The 15,053-nt window shown below is 72.8% G+C and carries 12 protein-coding genes and 1 tRNA gene; 1 reads left to right on the top strand and 12 read right to left on the bottom strand.

The window, feature by feature from the left end; genetic code table 11:
• Positions 1-17 precede the first annotated feature (17 nt).
• From rpmE to ACH4K1_RS21040, 10 genes are all read right to left on the bottom strand, one after another.
• The gene (gene rpmE, locus ACH4K1_RS21085) at positions 18-242 is read right to left on the bottom strand and encodes a 50S ribosomal protein L31 (protein WP_003966263.1); all 225 of its coding nucleotides are present in this window, start codon (positions 240-242) and stop codon (positions 18-20) included.
• Between the two features lie 163 nt (positions 243-405).
• Positions 406-1,509, bottom strand: coding sequence for an LCP family protein (locus ACH4K1_RS21080; RefSeq protein WP_398090801.1), 1,104 nt, complete (start codon positions 1,507-1,509; stop codon positions 406-408).
• A gap of 265 nt (positions 1,510-1,774) precedes the next feature.
• A complete protein-coding gene (locus ACH4K1_RS21075) occupies positions 1,775-3,550 on the bottom strand; it encodes a trypsin-like serine protease (RefSeq protein ID WP_398090800.1) in 1,776 nt (591 codons plus the stop codon).
• Positions 3,551-3,863: 313 nt separating this feature from the next.
• Positions 3,864-5,948 (bottom strand): transcription termination factor Rho, encoded by a 2,085-nt coding sequence (gene rho / locus ACH4K1_RS21070; RefSeq protein WP_398090799.1) that lies wholly within the window; start codon positions 5,946-5,948, stop codon positions 3,864-3,866.
• 389 nt (positions 5,949-6,337) lie between these two features.
• Positions 6,338-7,255 (bottom strand): homoserine kinase, encoded by a 918-nt coding sequence (thrB, locus tag ACH4K1_RS21065; protein ID WP_398090798.1) that lies wholly within the window; start codon positions 7,253-7,255, stop codon positions 6,338-6,340.
• 360 nt (positions 7,256-7,615) lie between these two features.
• The gene (gene thrC, locus ACH4K1_RS21060) at positions 7,616-8,686 is read right to left on the bottom strand and encodes a threonine synthase (protein WP_398090797.1); all 1,071 of its coding nucleotides are present in this window, start codon (positions 8,684-8,686) and stop codon (positions 7,616-7,618) included.
• 7 nt (positions 8,687-8,693) lie between these two features.
• Positions 8,694-9,983 carry a homoserine dehydrogenase gene (locus ACH4K1_RS21055; protein ID WP_398090841.1) on the bottom strand — a complete coding sequence of 430 codons (1,290 nt, stop codon included), beginning with the start codon at positions 9,981-9,983 and terminating at the stop codon, positions 8,694-8,696.
• Positions 9,984-10,081: 98 nt separating this feature from the next.
• A complete protein-coding gene (gene lysA / locus ACH4K1_RS21050) occupies positions 10,082-11,473 on the bottom strand; it encodes a diaminopimelate decarboxylase (RefSeq protein WP_398090796.1) in 1,392 nt (463 codons plus the stop codon).
• Between the two features lie 32 nt (positions 11,474-11,505).
• Positions 11,506-12,774, bottom strand: a complete 1,269-nt coding sequence (nrtL, locus tag ACH4K1_RS21045; protein ID WP_398090795.1) for an ArgS-related anticodon-binding protein NrtL — start codon at positions 12,772-12,774, stop codon at positions 11,506-11,508.
• 162 nt (positions 12,775-12,936) lie between these two features.
• Entirely contained in the window at positions 12,937-13,350 is a 414-nt protein-coding gene (locus tag ACH4K1_RS21040; RefSeq protein ID WP_398090794.1) for a PleD family two-component system response regulator, read from the bottom strand.
• Positions 13,351-13,561: 211 nt separating this feature from the next.
• Between ACH4K1_RS21040 and ACH4K1_RS21035 the strand changes: the two genes are divergently transcribed.
• Positions 13,562-13,633 (top strand) — tRNA-Arg (locus ACH4K1_RS21035).
• A 126-nt stretch (positions 13,634-13,759) separates the two neighbouring features.
• Here ACH4K1_RS21035 and ACH4K1_RS21030 read toward each other — a convergent pair.
• Together ACH4K1_RS21030 and ACH4K1_RS21025 are read right to left on the bottom strand one after the other, a co-directional pair.
• Positions 13,760-14,341, bottom strand: coding sequence for a hypothetical protein (locus tag ACH4K1_RS21030; RefSeq protein ID WP_398090793.1), 582 nt, complete (start codon positions 14,339-14,341; stop codon positions 13,760-13,762).
• A gap of 238 nt (positions 14,342-14,579) precedes the next feature.
• The gene (locus ACH4K1_RS21025; protein WP_398090792.1) at positions 14,580-14,897 is read right to left on the bottom strand and encodes a hypothetical protein; all 318 of its coding nucleotides are present in this window, start codon (positions 14,895-14,897) and stop codon (positions 14,580-14,582) included.
• Between the last annotated feature and the right edge of the window lie 156 nt (positions 14,898-15,053).

The raw sequence follows: 15,053 nt of genomic DNA, 5'->3' as shown, positions 1-15,053 counted from the left end.
ACCGGCGCAGTGGCTCGCTACTTGCTGGCGGAGCCGGCAGCCTTGCCGAAGCGGGCCTCGAAGCGGGCCACGCGGCCGCCGGTGTCGAGGATCTTCTGCTTGCCCGTGTAGAACGGGTGGCACTCGGAGCAGACGTCGGCACGGATGGTGCCGTTGTCGATGGTGCTCCGGGTGGTGAACGACGCACCGCAGGTGCAGCTGACCTGCGTCTCGACGTACTCGGGGTGGATGTCGCGCTTCAAGGTGTCTCCTAGTTTCGGGAGGGCGCCGGGTCGTCCGCGCGGATTGCGCGGGCGTGAACCGGGGCCGACGTACCAGTCTGCCAGGACCGGCCGTATCTCCCAAAACCGGGGGCGGACGCCAGGTATTCCCGGTACCGGCCGCACACCCCCGGTGACGGATGGGCTACCGGACGACCTTCGACGCGTCGCCCTTGTCGCCCGCGGAATCCTCGGTGGCGGACGCCGGGATCGGCCGGTCCCGCTTGAGCGCGGCCCAGAGCTGCCGGGCCGCCTTCTCCTGCGGCAGCACCCGGTTCGGGTCGGCCGGGTCGTACTCGACGGGCAGGGTCACCATGTGGACGTTCTTCGCGTTCAGCCCCTCGAGGCCGTTGGCGAAGCCGGTGAGCTTCTTGACCGAACCGAGCCCGGAGTCGGTGGTGACGGCCTTGGTGGCGGCGTCCGCGAGGCCGTAGAGCTTCTTGGGGCTGGAGAACACCCCGACGCTCTTCGTCCGGTCCATCAGCGCCTTGACGAACGCCTGTTGGAGCTGGATGCGTCCCAGGTCGCTGCCGTCCCCGACGCTCTTGCGGGTCCGCACGAGGCCGAGGGACTGCTCACCGTCGAGGGTGTGGGCGCCGGGCTCCAGGTGCAGGTGGCTCTTGGCGTCGTCGATCGCGGTCCTCGTGGTGATCTCGACCCCGCCGAGTTGGTCGACGAGCTTCTTGAAGCCGGTGAAGTCGACTTCGAGGTAGTGGTCCATGCGGATGCCGGACATCGACTCGACGGTCTTGACCGCGCAGGCGGGTCCGCCGACCTCGTAGGCGGTGTTGAACATCGCCCGGTGCTCGGCGGGGACCGGGGCGCCGGTGGTGTCGCTCTCGCAGGCGGGGCGCTCCATCAGGGTGTCGCGCGGTATGGAGACGACGCTCGCGGACCGGTGGCCCTCGGCGACGTGCACGACCATCGCCGTGTCCGCGCGGGCCGCGCCCTCGTCCCGGCCGTACTTCCCGTTGTCGCCGGAGCGCGAGTCGGAGCCCAGCACCAGGATGTCCTGCGATCCGTCGTCCACGTCGTCGGGGCGGTCGGCGCCGAGCGCGGCGTCGATGTCGACGCTGGAGAGGTTGCCGTCGAGCGCGACGTAGGCGTATCCGAGTCCGGCCCCGCCGAGGACCACGGCCCCCGCCGCCGACCAGGCCGCGACGACCTTGGCGCGGTGGCGGCGGGACGGCTTCCTGCGTCGGGTGCCGGTACCGCGCATACGGCCCGCGCTCCTGTTCTGCTCGCTCACGCGTCTCCCTCGTCACTGCTGCTGTGCCCGTCCGCCCCCTGCCGTGGTGGTCCACGCGCGGTCGGCCTTTCCCCGGAGGGCGGCCGAAGCACCAAGAAGGGTTGCACACGCGCCTGTGGCCCCCGGCGGGTGCCGGGGGCCACGGGTCTTACGGGCGTACGGGCCGTGAGACTGCGTTCACCTGGGGTTTCGTGCCCGATACAGCGAAGTGGCGGACCGGCCCGGGACCGCGGCCGGTGTGGCCAAGGTCTCGGGCGGGCCGAGGTCAGCCGAAGAGGTTGTAGTTGTTGGCCCCGGTGCCCAACAGCTTGCGGGCGCCGAAGACGCCGCTGTCGGACCTGCCGGTGCCCGGGTAGAGGTACAGCTCTCCGCTCTTCACCCGGACGATGACGTCCGCGTGGCCGTCGCCGGTGAAGTCACCGGTGGTGGCCAGGGCCGTGGCCACGTCCCAGGTGCGGACGAGGACCTTGGGCGCGAACGGGGCGCTCGCCTTGCCGGTGCCCTTGAAGAGGTACATCTTGCCGCCGCTGCCGCGGGCGATGATGTCGGCCCTGCCGTCGTCGGTGAAGTCTCCGCTGCCGCGCACCATGGTGTAGTTCAGGCCGCCGCCGCCGATCTTGACCCGGGCGGCGAAGGTGCCGTTGCCCTTGCCCGGGTACAGCCAGAAGCCGCCGGAGGAGTCGGTCGAGAGGATGTCCGGGTGGCCGTCGCTCGTCAGGTCGCCGGGGGCCAGGATCTGCTTGCGGCTGCCCCAGCCGGTGGCCAGCCGCGTGGTCTGCCACGCCTCGGCCGCGATGCTGTACCACTTCCAGTACAGGTTGCCGTCCGTGCCCCGCACCAGCAGGTCCTGGTTGTCGTCCCGGTTCAGGTCCGTCTGGAGCAGGATGTCGATGTCGCCCCAGCCGCTGCTGTACGCCTCCTTCGTCATGCCCGTGCCGGTCGACTCGAACCGGTACATCGCCTTGTTGGAGGCGTGGCGGGCCATCAGGTCCGCACGGTGGTCCCACGTCATGTTGGTGTCGTAGGCCCGCGCGTTGATGGCGGACGCATAGGTGGTCACCTTCGCGAAGACGCTGTACGCGCCCTCCCCGACGCAGTCCTCGATACCCCAGGAGACGATGCCGGCCAGCTTGCCGCCGATGACCAGCGGGCCGCCGGAGTCGCCGTTGCACGCCCCGACGGTCTCCGCGTCGCTCGCGCCGGTCCTGCCGGCGCAGACCATGTGGCCCGCGACGAAGTAACCGCCGTACGAGGCACGGCACGCCGAGTCCGAGACGATCGGGAGGGACGCCGAGCGCAGGGTGGTGGAGATCTCGTCGCTGGTGGAGCTGGTGCGGCCCCATCCGTAGATCTTGGCCTGGGCGCCCGCGGCGTAGAGGCCGGTGTCGGTCTTGGCCGCCACCGGGAGGGGCTTGGCCGCGACCGGCTCGCTGAGGGTGAGGACCGCGACGTCGTTGTCGGCCGCTCCCTGCACGTCCTTGTAGACCGGGCTGTGCCACTGGCGGTAGGGCCAGGAGACGGTGCCGCTGCTGTTCGGCTCGGTGGAGGTGCTGCCGGTGACGACCGCACCGTTCCGTTTCCAGGCGTGGCCCTTGACGCAGTGGGCGGCCGTGGCGATCTTCGTGGGCGCGATGACGACGCCGCCGCAGAAGAAGCCGGTGTCGTCGCTCTCGTCGGCCGGGGTGCCCCGGTCGTCGTAGTACCAGAGCTGCGCCATCCAGGGGGCGTTGGAGATCGGGGTCTGCGTTCCGCCGATGACCATCGGGGCGGGAGCGCCGGGGCCGTCCCCGGCGAACTCGGCCGGCGGGAGCACCGCGCGGTCCGCCGCCGCGGCGTCGGCCACCCGCTCGCGCAGCTCCGACTCCCCCGGGGCGGCAGGCCGTTCGGATGCCGCCATCGGCAACGGGGCCGCCGGCTCCTCGGCCTGGGAGGTGGACGTCGTCAGCACGGTGCCGACGAGAGCGAGGACGGTGACGGCCGCCGCCGGAACGGCGAGGCCGAGCCGGCGCGCGTGCCGGCCCCCCGTGGTGCGTATGTGCACGCGTGATCCTTCGGGTAGGAACCGGCAGCGCGAAAGGGCCCCGCCGGTCGGAAAACGGCGGGGGCGTGAACGGTCCGCAGCGCAGGGCGGATCGCCGCAGGGCTCCTGCCCCTGCTGCTCCGCCTCGATGGCCCCCCACCTCAACTGGACCGGATATTACGGGAGTGACAACAGGAGGGACATGTGCGGGGAGGGAAAAGAAGAAGAAAAGGGAACGCCGGTGACGGAAAAGGGCTCCGCCCCCTCACCGAAGTGAGGGGGCGGAGCCCTTGCCTGCCGGCGGGCGCGGAGAACGGGCCGCCCCGACGACCGGTCAGTCGTTGCCGTTGCCGCTGCCGGGCGTCGTCTTCTGGATCTGGAGCAGGAACTCCGCGTTGGACTGGGTCTTCTTCATCCGGTCCAGCAGGAGCTCGATCGCCTGCTGCTGGTCGAGTGCGTGCAGCACCCGGCGCAGCTTCCACACGACCGCCAGCTCGTCGGTGCCGAGCAGGATCTCTTCCTTGCGGGTGGAGGACGCGTCGACGTCCACCGCCGGGAAGATGCGCTTGTCCGAGAGCTTCCGGTCGAGCTTGAGCTCCATGTTGCCGGTGCCCTTGAACTCCTCGAAGATCACCTCGTCCATGCGCGAGCCGGTCTCGACGAGCGCGGTGGCCAGGATGGTCAGCGAGCCGCCGTCCTCGATGTTGCGCGCGGCGCCGAAGAAGCGCTTCGGGGGGTAGAGCGCGGTCGAGTCGACACCACCGGAGAGGATGCGGCCGGAGGCCGGCGCCGCGAGGTTGTACGCGCGGCCCAGGCGGGTGATCGAGTCGAGCAGGACGACCACGTCGTGACCCAGCTCGACGAGGCGCTTGGCGCGCTCGATGGCCAGCTCGGCGACGGTGGTGTGGTCCTCGGCGGGACGGTCGAAGGTCGAGGAGATGACCTCGCCCTTCACCGACCGCTGCATGTCGGTGACCTCTTCCGGACGCTCGTCGACCAGGACGACCATCAGGTGGCACTCGGGGCTGTTGACCGTGATCGCGTTGGCGATGGCCTGGAGGATCATGGTCTTGCCGGTCTTCGGCGGGGCCACGATGAGCCCGCGCTGCCCCTTGCCGATCGGGGCGACCAGGTCGATGATCCGCGTGGTCAGGATGTTGGAGTCGGTCTCCAGACGGAGCCGGTCCTGCGGGTAGAGCGGGGTCAGCTTCTGGAACTCGGGGCGGCCGCGGCCCGACTCGGGGGCCATGCCGTTGACCGAGTCGAGGCGGACCAGCGCGTTGAACTTCTCGCGCCGCTCGCCGTCCTTGGGCTGGCGCACCGCGCCGGTGACGTGGTCGCCCTTGCGCAGGCCGTTCTTGCGGACCTGGGCGAGCGAGACGTACACGTCGTTCGGGCCGGGCAGGTAGCCGGAGGTCCGGATGAACGCGTAGTTGTCGAGGATGTCCAGGATGCCTGCGACGGGGATCAGGACGTCGTCGTCGGCCACCTGCACATCGCCGGCGAAGTCGTCGCGCCCGCGACGGCCGCGGCGGTCGCGGTAGCGGCCACGACGGCCGCGACGGCCGCCCGCCTCGTCGTCGAAGTCGTCCTGCGGACCGTGGTCACGGTTCTGCTGGCCCTGCCCCTGGCCCTGGCTCTGACCCTGGCCCTGGCCCTGGCGCTGCGGGCGCTGCCCGCCGCCGCCCTGCTGGCCCTGGTCGTCGCCCTTGCCGCGGCGGTCGCGCTGACGCTCCCGGCGGCCCTCACGGTCGCCGCGGTCGCGGCCTTCGCGGTCGCCGCGGTCCCGGCCCTGGCGGTCGCCGCGACGGCCCTCGGCCGTGTCGGCGGCGGCCTCGGCCCTGGCCTCGCCCTTCGGCTCGGCGCGCTCCTCGGACTTCTGCTCGGCCCGGGGCTCCGCCTCGGTCCTGACCTCGGTCTTCACGTCGGTCTTCACGTCGGTCTTGGTGTCGGGGCTGCCCGCCTGGGCCGTCGCGCGGCGGCGACGGCGCTCGCCCGCGGGCTGGTCGTCGCTGGCCGGCTGACCGGGGATGTCGATCTGCTGCTGGCCCGCGTCCTTCTCGGCGGCGGGCGCCTCGTCCCCGGTGCGCGCCTTCGAGGTCGCGCGGCGCTTGGGCTTGGTCTCCGCCGCGGCGGGGGCCTCGGCGGCCTTGGAGGAGGCGGTCTTGGGGGCGGCGGATCCGCCACCCGCCTGCGCCTCCTTGATGACCTCGATCAGCTGGCTCTTGCGCATGCGCGCGGTGCCCCTGATGCCGAGGCCGGACGCGACCTGCTGCAGCTCGGCCAGGACCATGCCGTCGAGGCCGGTGCCGGAGCGGCGGCGCCGTGCGGTGGTGCCAGAGGCAGCACCTTCGGCGGGCGCGGCGCTGTCGACGTTCTTGTCGGCAGTCACGCCCATCAGATCGGTGGTGTCGCTCACGAAGGGTCCTTCCCTGGAGCGGACGTCGGCCTTCTGGCTCGGCGACCGGTTGTGCTGTCCGACTGCGGTCTGTCGATCTTGCTGGATCGCGGACCGTGCCGGGGCGGTGGTCCGCCGGGTACGGCGGAGAGATGAACGTGCGGGGTCCGGCGCGAGATCCCCCTGCTCGGCCCACTCCTGGACGAGCGAGGGGTGTCGTGCCGGTTCCGGAGCGTGCTCGAAACTGCTCAGGCAGGCTGCTCAGGCAGTTGGGGAGGCTCCCGGAAGAATGGTGGTCCCGGAGGGGGACACGAAGCAACGCGCCTTGAAGACGTCGGTTGCAGACTTGAGGTTAACACTACCGGCTCCAACAAACATTCCCCCTCTCGCTCACCGGTAATCACATGCGTTTACGCGGCCAGCGGCAGCACGCCGGCGCCCGTCGCGTCGAGGGCCAGCCGGTTGGCCGCCCAGCCCTCCCCCGCCAGCCGGGCGACCTTGTCGGCCGCGCCGTCCTCGGTCAGCGCGAGGACCGTGGGCCCCGCGCCGGAGATGACCGCGGGCACGCCCTCGGCGCGCAGCCGGTGCACCAGCTCCACGCTGTCGGGCATCGCCGGGCCCCGGTACTCCTGGTGGATCCGGTCCTCGGTGGCCGCGAGCAGCAGCTCGGGGCGGCGGGTCAGGGCCTCGACGAGCAGGGCCGCGCGGCCGGCGTTGAGGGCCGCGTCGACGTGCGGGACGGTGCGCGGGAGCAGGCCGCGCGCCGTCTCGGTGAGCACCGGGCGTCCGGGGACGAAGACGACGGGGACGACGGACGCGGCGGGCTCCATCCGGATCGCCCGCGCCGCGCCGCCGTCCATCCAGGCGAGGGTGAATCCGCCGAGCAGACAGGCCGCGACGTTGTCGGGGTGCCCCTCGATCTCGGTCGCCAGCTCCAGCAGGGCCGCGTCGTCGAGACGGGCGTCGCCGCCGGTCGTCACGGCACGGGCCGCGACGATCCCGGCGCAGATGGCGGCGGAGGAGGAGCCGAGGCCCCGGCCGTGCGGGATCCGGTTGGCGCAGACGATCTCCAGGCCGCGGGGCTGGCCGCCGAGCAGGTCGAACGCGGTGCGCAGGGAGCGTACGAGCAGGTGGCTCTCGTCACGGGGCAGCGTGTCGCCGCCCTCGCCCGCGATGTCGATGTGCAGCCCGGAGTCGGCGACCCGGACGACGACGTCGTCGTACAGACCCAGCGAGAGGCCGAGGGCGTCGAAGCCCGGGCCCAGATTGGCGCTGGTGGCGGGGACGCGCACCCTGACGGCGGCGGCTCGGAACGCGGGACCGGCCATCGGTCGGACCACTCCTTGTAAGGCGGCGGGGATGCAGTGCGGTGGATCTGCGGCGGCGGGATCGGCTGGGGGCGGGGGCGGTGCACCGTGCGCACCGGGGCGGACGGGGATCCGGTGGCCCGGTGCGTGTTCGCCCACGACGGCTGCCGTACCGCAGCGGGCCGTCGGGCGGGTGTCGGGCGGATGGGGTACAGCTTATCGAAGGAAGGTTCTGTCGCGACATAGGGCGCACAGGAGGCGCACGATGCGTGTCGCCCGCCTCCTATGCGCTCTCCGCCCCGGAAAGAGGGCGGTTGAGCCGGGTTGTCGTGGTTGCCCCGGTAGGCCGCGGTGCCCGCCGCGGCCTACCGGGGGCCGGGGTCAGACGAGCCCGAGCCGTTCGGCGGCGGTGGCCGCGTCGACCGGGACGGTGACCGGCTGCGGGGCGCCCGCGACGGCCCAGTCGGGGTCCTTGAGGCCGTTGCCGGTGACCGTGCAGACGATGCGCTGACCGGGGTCGACCTTGCCCTCCTCCGCGGCCTTGAGCAGACCGGCGACGGAGGCGGCCGACGCGGGCTCCACGAAGACGCCCTCCTGGGAGGCGAGCAGACGGTACGCGGAGAGGATCTGCCGGTCCGTCACCTCGTCGATGAAGCCGCCCGACTCGTCGCGCGCGGCGAGCGCGTAGCTCCAGGAGGCCGGGTTCCCGATGCGGATCGCGGTGGCGACGGTGGACGGGTCCTTGACGATCTCGCCGCGCACGATGGGCGCGGAACCGGACGCCTGGAAGCCCCACATGCGCGGGGAGCGGGTCGCCACGCCGTCGCCGGCGTACTCGGTGTACCCCTTCCAGTACGCGGTGATGTTGCCCGCGTTGCCCACCGGCAGGACGTGGACGTCGGGGGCGTCGCCCAGCGCGTCGACGATCTCGAACGCGGCGGTCTTCTGGCCCTCGATACGGACCGGGTTGACCGAATTGACCAGCGCCACCGGGTAGTTGTCCGAGAGCGAGCGCGCCAGGGTCAGGCAGTCGTCGAAGTTGCCGTCGACCTGGAGGATCTTGGCGCCGTGCACGAGCGCCTGGCCCATCTTGCCGAGCGCGATCTTGCCCTGCGGTACGAGGACGGCGCAGACCATCCCCGCGCGCACGGCGTACGCGGCGGCGGAGGCCGAGGTGTTGCCGGTGGAGGCGCAGATGACGGCCTTCGCCCCCTCCTCCTTGGCCCGGGTGATGGCCATGGTCATGCCGCGGTCCTTGAACGAACCGGTGGGGTTGGCGCCCTCGACCTTGAGGTGCACCTCGCAGCCCGTGCGCTCGGAGAGGACCTGCGCCGGTACGAGCGGCGTACCGCCCTCACGAAGCGTGACGACCGGCGTCGTCGCCGTGACCGGAAGGCGGTCCCGGTACTCCTCGATGATGCCGCGCCACTGGTGGGTGCCCTTGCTGGTCATGGGTCCTTTACTCCCCTTCAACACGCATGATGCTGGCGACACCGCGCACGGTGTCGAGCTTGCGCAGCGCTTCGACGGTCCCGGAGAGGGCGGCGTCGGGCGCGCGGTGGGTGACGACGACGAGGGACGCCTCGCCGTCCTTTCCCTGCTGGCGCACCGTATCGATGGATACGCCCTGCTCGGCGAAGACCGTCGCGACCTGGGCGAGCACGCCCGGCTTGTCGGCCACGTCGAGGCTGATGTGGTAGCGCGTGACGACCTCGCCCATGGGGCTGACCGGCAGGCGCGTGTAGGCGGACTCGCCGGGCCCGGTGGCCTCGCCCAGTTTGTTGCGGCAGACCGCGACGAGGTCGCCGAGGACGGCGGAGGCGGTCGGGGAGCCGCCGGCGCCGGGGCCGTAGAACATGAGCTGTCCGGCGGCCTCCGCCTCGACGAACACCGCGTTGTACGCCTCGCGGACCGAGGCCAGCGGGTGGCTGAGCGGGATCATCGCGGGGTGGACGCGGGCGGTGACGGAGGCCCCGTCGGCGGCGCGCTCGCAGATGGCGAGCAGTTTGACGGTGCAGCCCATCCGGCGGGCGGAGGCGATGTCGGCGGCGGTGACCTCGGTGATGCCCTCGCGGTGCACGTCGCCGATCCGCACGCGGGTGTGGAAGGCGATACCGGCGAGGATCGCGGCCTTCGCGGCGGCGTCGAAGCCCTCGACGTCGGCGGTGGGGTCGGCCTCGGCGTACCCGAGGGCGGTGGCCTCGTCGAGCGCCTCGGAGTAGCCGGCGCCGCTGGTGTCCATCTTGTCGAGGATGAAGTTGGTGGTGCCGTTGACGATGCCGAGCACCCGGTTGACCTTGTCCCCGGCGAGCGACTCGCGCAGCGGCCTCACCAGCGGGATGGCCCCGGCGACGGCGGCCTCGTAGTAGAGGTCGCGGCCGTACTTCTCGGCGGCGGCGTGCAGGGCGGCGCCGTCCTCGGCGAGCAGCGCCTTGTTGGCGGAGACGACGCTCGCGCCGTTCTCGAACGCCGTGGTGATGAGCGTCCGGGCGGGCTCGATGCCGCCGATGACCTCGACCACGACGTCGATGTCGCCGCGCCGCACGAGGGCGGTCGCGTCGGTGGTGATCAGGTCGGGGTCGATGCCCTCGCGCACCTTCGAGGGCCGGCGGACGGCCACGCCGGCGAGCTCGACGGGCGCGCCGATGCGCGCCGCGAGGTCGTCGGCGTGCGTCGTCATGATGCGCGCCACCTCTGAGCCGACCACACCACAGCCCAGCAGCGCCACTTTCAGCGGACGCGTACGCATCATCCGACCTCGTTTCTCATACATGCTCATCGGGAACCAGTCTCACTCACCGGACGGGGGTTTCTGACCCCCGTCCGGATCCTGAGACGACTATTTCATCAGCCGACATCGAGACGCAGGAGATCCTCCTCCGTCTCGCGTCGGACGATGACGCGCGCCTCTCCGTCGCGGACCGCGACGACGGGCGGACGCAGGGCGTGGTTGTAGTTGCTCGCCATGGAGCGGCAGTACGCGCCGGTGGCGGGGACGGCGATCAGGTCGCCGGGGGCCAGGTCGGCGGGGAGGAACGCGTCCTTGACCACGATGTCGCCGCTCTCGCAGTGCTTGCCGACGACCCGGACGAGCATCGGCTCGGCGTCCGAGGTGCGGGAGACGAGGGCGACGCTGTACTCGGCGTCGTACAGCGCGGTACGGATGTTGTCCGACATGCCGCCGTCGACGCTGACGTACGTCCGCAGCCCCTCCAGGGGCTTGATCGTGCCCACTTCGTACAGCGTGAACGCGGTGGGTCCGACGATGGCGCGGCCGGGCTCGACGGAGATGCGCGGGGTGCGCAGCTTCGCGGCCTCGCACTCGCGGGTGACGATGTCGCTGAGCGCCTTGGCGATCTCGTGCGGCTCACGAGGGTCGTCGTCGGAGGTGTACGCGATGCCGAGGCCGCCGCCGAGGTCGATCTCGGGCAGTTCGACGCCGTGCTCGTCGCGGATCTCGGCGAGCAGCTGTACGACACGTCGGGCGGAGACCTCGAAGCCGGCCATGTCGAAGATCTGCGAGCCGATGTGCGAGTGGACGCCGATGAGGTCGAGCCCGTCGAGGGAGAGGGCCCGGCGCACCGCTTCGGCGGCCTGTCCGCCGGCGAGCGCGATGCCGAACTTCTGGTCCTCGTGGGCGGTGGCGATGAACTCGTGGGTGTGGGCCTCGACGCCGACGGTGACGCGGATCTGCACCCGCTGGCGGATGCCGTGGCGCTGGGCGATGTGGGCGACGCGCACGATCTCCTGGAAGGAGTCGAGCACGATCCGCCCGACGCCGGCCCCGACGGCCCGCTCGATCTCGGCGACGGTCTTGTTGTTGCCGTGGAAGGCGATGCGCTCGGCGGGCATGCCCGCGTCGAGGGCGGTGGTCAGCTCGCCGCCGGAGCAGACGTCGAGGTTCAGCCCCTCCTCCGTGAGCCAGCGCACGACGGCGCGGGAGAGGAACGCCTTCCCGGCGTAGAAGACGTCGGCGTCCGGCCCGAAGGCGTCGACCCAGGCCCGGCAGCGGGCGCGGAAGTCGCTCTCGTCGAGGAAGTAGGCCGGGGTGCCGAACTCCTCCGCGAGCCGGGCGACGGCGATCCCGCCGACGGTGAGGGCCCCGTCCGCGTCGCGGGTGACGGTGCGCGACCAGACCTTCTCGTCGAGGGCGTTGAGGTCGGCGGGGGGCGCGGAGTAGTGGCCCTCGGGGAGGACGTCGGCGTGGCGGGGGCCTGCGGGGTGTGCGGAGCGGCTCATCGTGGTGTTCTCTCGGGTCTCTTCTGATCTCGTCAGAGATGTTCGGGCGCGCGGATGCCGAGCAGGGACAGGCCGCCTGCCAGCACCGTCCCGGCGGCTTCGGCGAGGGCCAGCCGGGCGCGGTGGGCGGCCGAGGGTTTCTCGTCACCGGCGGGCAGGGGCGGGCAGGAGTCGTGGAAGTCGAAGAACGCGTGCGCGACGGCTTCCAGCTGCCGGGCGACCCGGTCGGGCGCGCGGTGACGGGCCCCGGCGAGCAGGACACCGGGGTGGTCGGCGATGAGGTCGAGGAGGGGCCGGGCGGCGGCGTCGTGCACGAGGTGCGCGGCGGGACCGGCGTCCCGGTTCCGCACGGCGGGTCCGGCCCCCCGGCCGGGCGCGGCGGGCCCCGCGGGCTCGGAGGTGAAGCCGAGGAGGGCGGCCCCCCGGGTGAGGGCGCGGGCCCTGGCGTGGGCGTAACGGACCAGGAAGAGCGGATTGGCCTCCCCCTGCACGAGCAGTTCGGGGCCGAGGGCGGCGCGGTCGTGCCCGGCGGCCCGCAGCAGCCCCCAGCGGGCCGCGTCGGGGCCGAGCCGCTCCAGCAGTTCTCCCGCGGTGGCCCCGGCGGGGACGGGGCGGATCTCGGTGGCCGGTACGGGGCGCCGGGGGTGCGGAGCGCGCACGCCGGTGCGCGATCGGTCCGGGCGGTGCGGCCCGCGCCCGCTGTGCGGCTCGTCGCCGAGGGGCCCGGCCGGACCCGGGGCGGGCGGCGCGTCGGCGGTACGGGCCGGGCCCGGGGCGGGCGGCGCGTCGAGGGCGACGCCGAGGCGGGGCCAGTCCGGGTCGGGCGGCTCCGGGCTGCTGACCCGGACCCGGGCGCCCTGGGCGGCGAGGAGCCGGCGCACGGCGTCGGCGGTGACGGCGGCGCGCGCCTCCCGCCCGTGGCGGAGGTGCGGGGCCTCGCCCCGGAGCGCGTCCCCGTGCCCGTACGCGGGCCCCTGTTCCCGTACGGAGGCGAGCACGGCCCGGTCCCCCTCGGCGGGGGCGGCCAGGGTGAAGCTCAGGAACCCGGGGCCGGTGATCTCGACCCGCCCGACGCCGGGTTCGGCGGCGACGCGGTCCCGCAGGATGCGCGCGACCTCCAGGGCGGGCAGTGCGGCGGGGCCGGCGAGCTGGAGCGCGACGGCGCAGGCGTAGTCGCCGCTCCCGCCGGGCCGGGTCCGTTCCACCCGCACGTGCGCGGGCACGGGCGCGTGCAGCGCTTCCTCGTCGACCGCACGGCGCACGGCGTGCAGCACGGTCCGGGAGAGGTCGGCGGGGGTCACGGGTCAAGCGTAGGTGAGAGAGGGGGGCACTCCGCGACCCGGTTTCGCCATGCGGTCGGCCGGACCGCGTCCGGCTCCCGGCGGCCCGGCTCCACGGCGGGGGTTCACCGGCGGGGCCGTCCGCACGCCCGCCCACCGGAGCACCGGGCCCGCCGCCCCCGGTCAGCCGGTGGCGCTGCCCGCGCGCCCGGCCTCGCGCCGCCCGCCCGGCGAGGGCCCTTCCTCGCCGTTCGCCAGCCGGCGCACGATCCGCACCAGCTCGCTCGGCTCGAACGGCTTCGCCAGGAACGCGTCGACCCCGGCCGCGACGCCCGCGTCGACCTCGTAGGGGGTGCAGCCGCTGACGACGGCGATGGGAAGACGGCTGGTGCGGGGGTCCGAACGCAGCCGGGTGGCGGTCTGCAGGCCGTCCAGCCGGGGCATCGCGACGTCGAGGGTGATCACGTCGGGGCGGACTCTTCCGACCAGGTCCAGGCATTCGACACCATCGGCCGCGGTCACGACCTCGAAGCCCTCCAGCTCGAGGTTGACCCTGATCAGCTGCCGGATGACCTTGTTGTCGTCGACAACAAGCACGCGGCCGTACGCCCCTGACACCCTTCGAGAGTAGGTCCGCCGAAGGGGCGGCGTCCGGGTTTTGTCCACTTCCGCCCCGGACGGGTCCTCCCCTCCGGCCGGGCCGTCCGGCCGGGAGCACCCGGCGCGCGGGCCCGTGCGGAATACCTGTTCACGGACACCCCGTGGGAGCTGGTAGTGTTTCACCCGTCGCAGAGCAACACCGCGATACGCCCCCGTAGCTCAGGGGATAGAGCATCGGCCTCCGGAGCCGGGTGCGCAGGTTCGAATCCTGCCGGGGGCACTTCCGGATCGAAGAACCGGACCAGCGGAGACTGGTCCGGTTTTTTCATGTTCCCGCCCCGGCCGCACCCGTGTGAGGGCGAGCGGAGTACGGTCCGGCCCGGCTGCGCGAGCAGGGGGCGGTCGCTCAGAACTTCCCGTCGACCGGGAGCCAGCCCGACCACGCCTCGGGCTGGTAGAACTTGCCGGTGTCGCCGTCGTACCGCAGGACGCGCAGACGTATGTCGCCGCTCTCGCGGTAGTCCTTGTTGCAGGTCGCCCAGGTGGCCGCGCCGAGCTTGTTGACGCAGACCTCCGCGGCGCGCCCGTAGTCGGTGTAGACGCCGACCGCCGCGGACATGCCGTCCTTCTGGGTGTCGCCGGCCCAGACGATGTCTCCGTTGTGCTGGAAGCACCCCTTCGCGCCGTAGGCGGCGGTACCGCCGAGGCACGTGCTCGACGGCGGAGCGGCCTGGGCGGACACCACCGCCTCCGCCTTTCCGGCCGTTCCCGTCTCGTCCTCGTCCGCCGGGAAGGGCGTGTCCGTGCCCGGTTCGGCGCCGGGCGCCGTGGCGACGCCTTCGACGATGCCGATGTCCGCGGGCATCGACACCTCCACGGCGGCCCGGGCGGCGTCGCGGGCGAGCGCCGGCGTCGCGGTGGCGGCCGAGAGGGCGAGCGCCGACGCTCCGGCGAGAACGCTCAACTTCGAGCGCCGGTTTCCACGCATGCTCCACTACCCCCGCGCCTGACCTCGGTGTCGAGATCGTCTTTTACCCAATGTGAACAGAGTGTGAGACTAAGAGATCGTTGTGACGGAGGGAAGGGGCTTCTGTGACGCCCGTGCTTCACGATGCGCCTGGTGCGCTCCCGGTTTCCTCCGGTGACGCGGGCCGTACACACGAAAACAGGGGGCGGGCACACGGTCGTGTGCCCGCCCCCTGTTTCTCCTGCTCGTGGCGGGCCGGTCAGGGCCGGGACGGCGGTCCGTCCGCCCGCTCCCCCTCGGTGAAGTCGGCGAAGGCGGGGGCGAGGGCGCATTCCGCCGGGATCTCGGCGGCGGACGTGGCGCACTTCGCGGGGCCGGCCACGCTCTGTTCCTTCGACTCGGGCGCGCCCGGGGCTCGTTCGCCCGCCTCGATCTTCCCCTCCACCCCCTTGGGGGGAGCCTCCGCGGTGGGCGCGGCCGGACGGTCGGGGGCGGCCGGCGGGGACGAGCAGGCCGACGCGCCGGTCACGGCCCCCAGCACGAGTGCGGCCGAGGCCGCGGCGGTACGAAGTCGCATCAAGGTCCCCCTCAGCGGATGTCCGGACGCCCGGATCACCAGTCGATCCACGGTGCCACACAGGGCGGTTGGGAGGGCGGAGAACATGTGAAGAGGCCGGGCCGGTGCGTGATGCGCGGGGTCTCCCCCCCCGGTCTGCCACGGCGCCGGGCTGCC

Origin of the sequence: Streptomyces sp. NPDC017448, from assembly GCF_044330565.1 — a bacterium.
Lineage (GTDB): Bacteria > Actinomycetota > Actinomycetes > Streptomycetales > Streptomycetaceae > Streptomyces.
The sequence above is the reverse complement of the archived record's forward strand: the minus strand, read 5'-3'. Positions and strand labels throughout refer to the sequence as shown.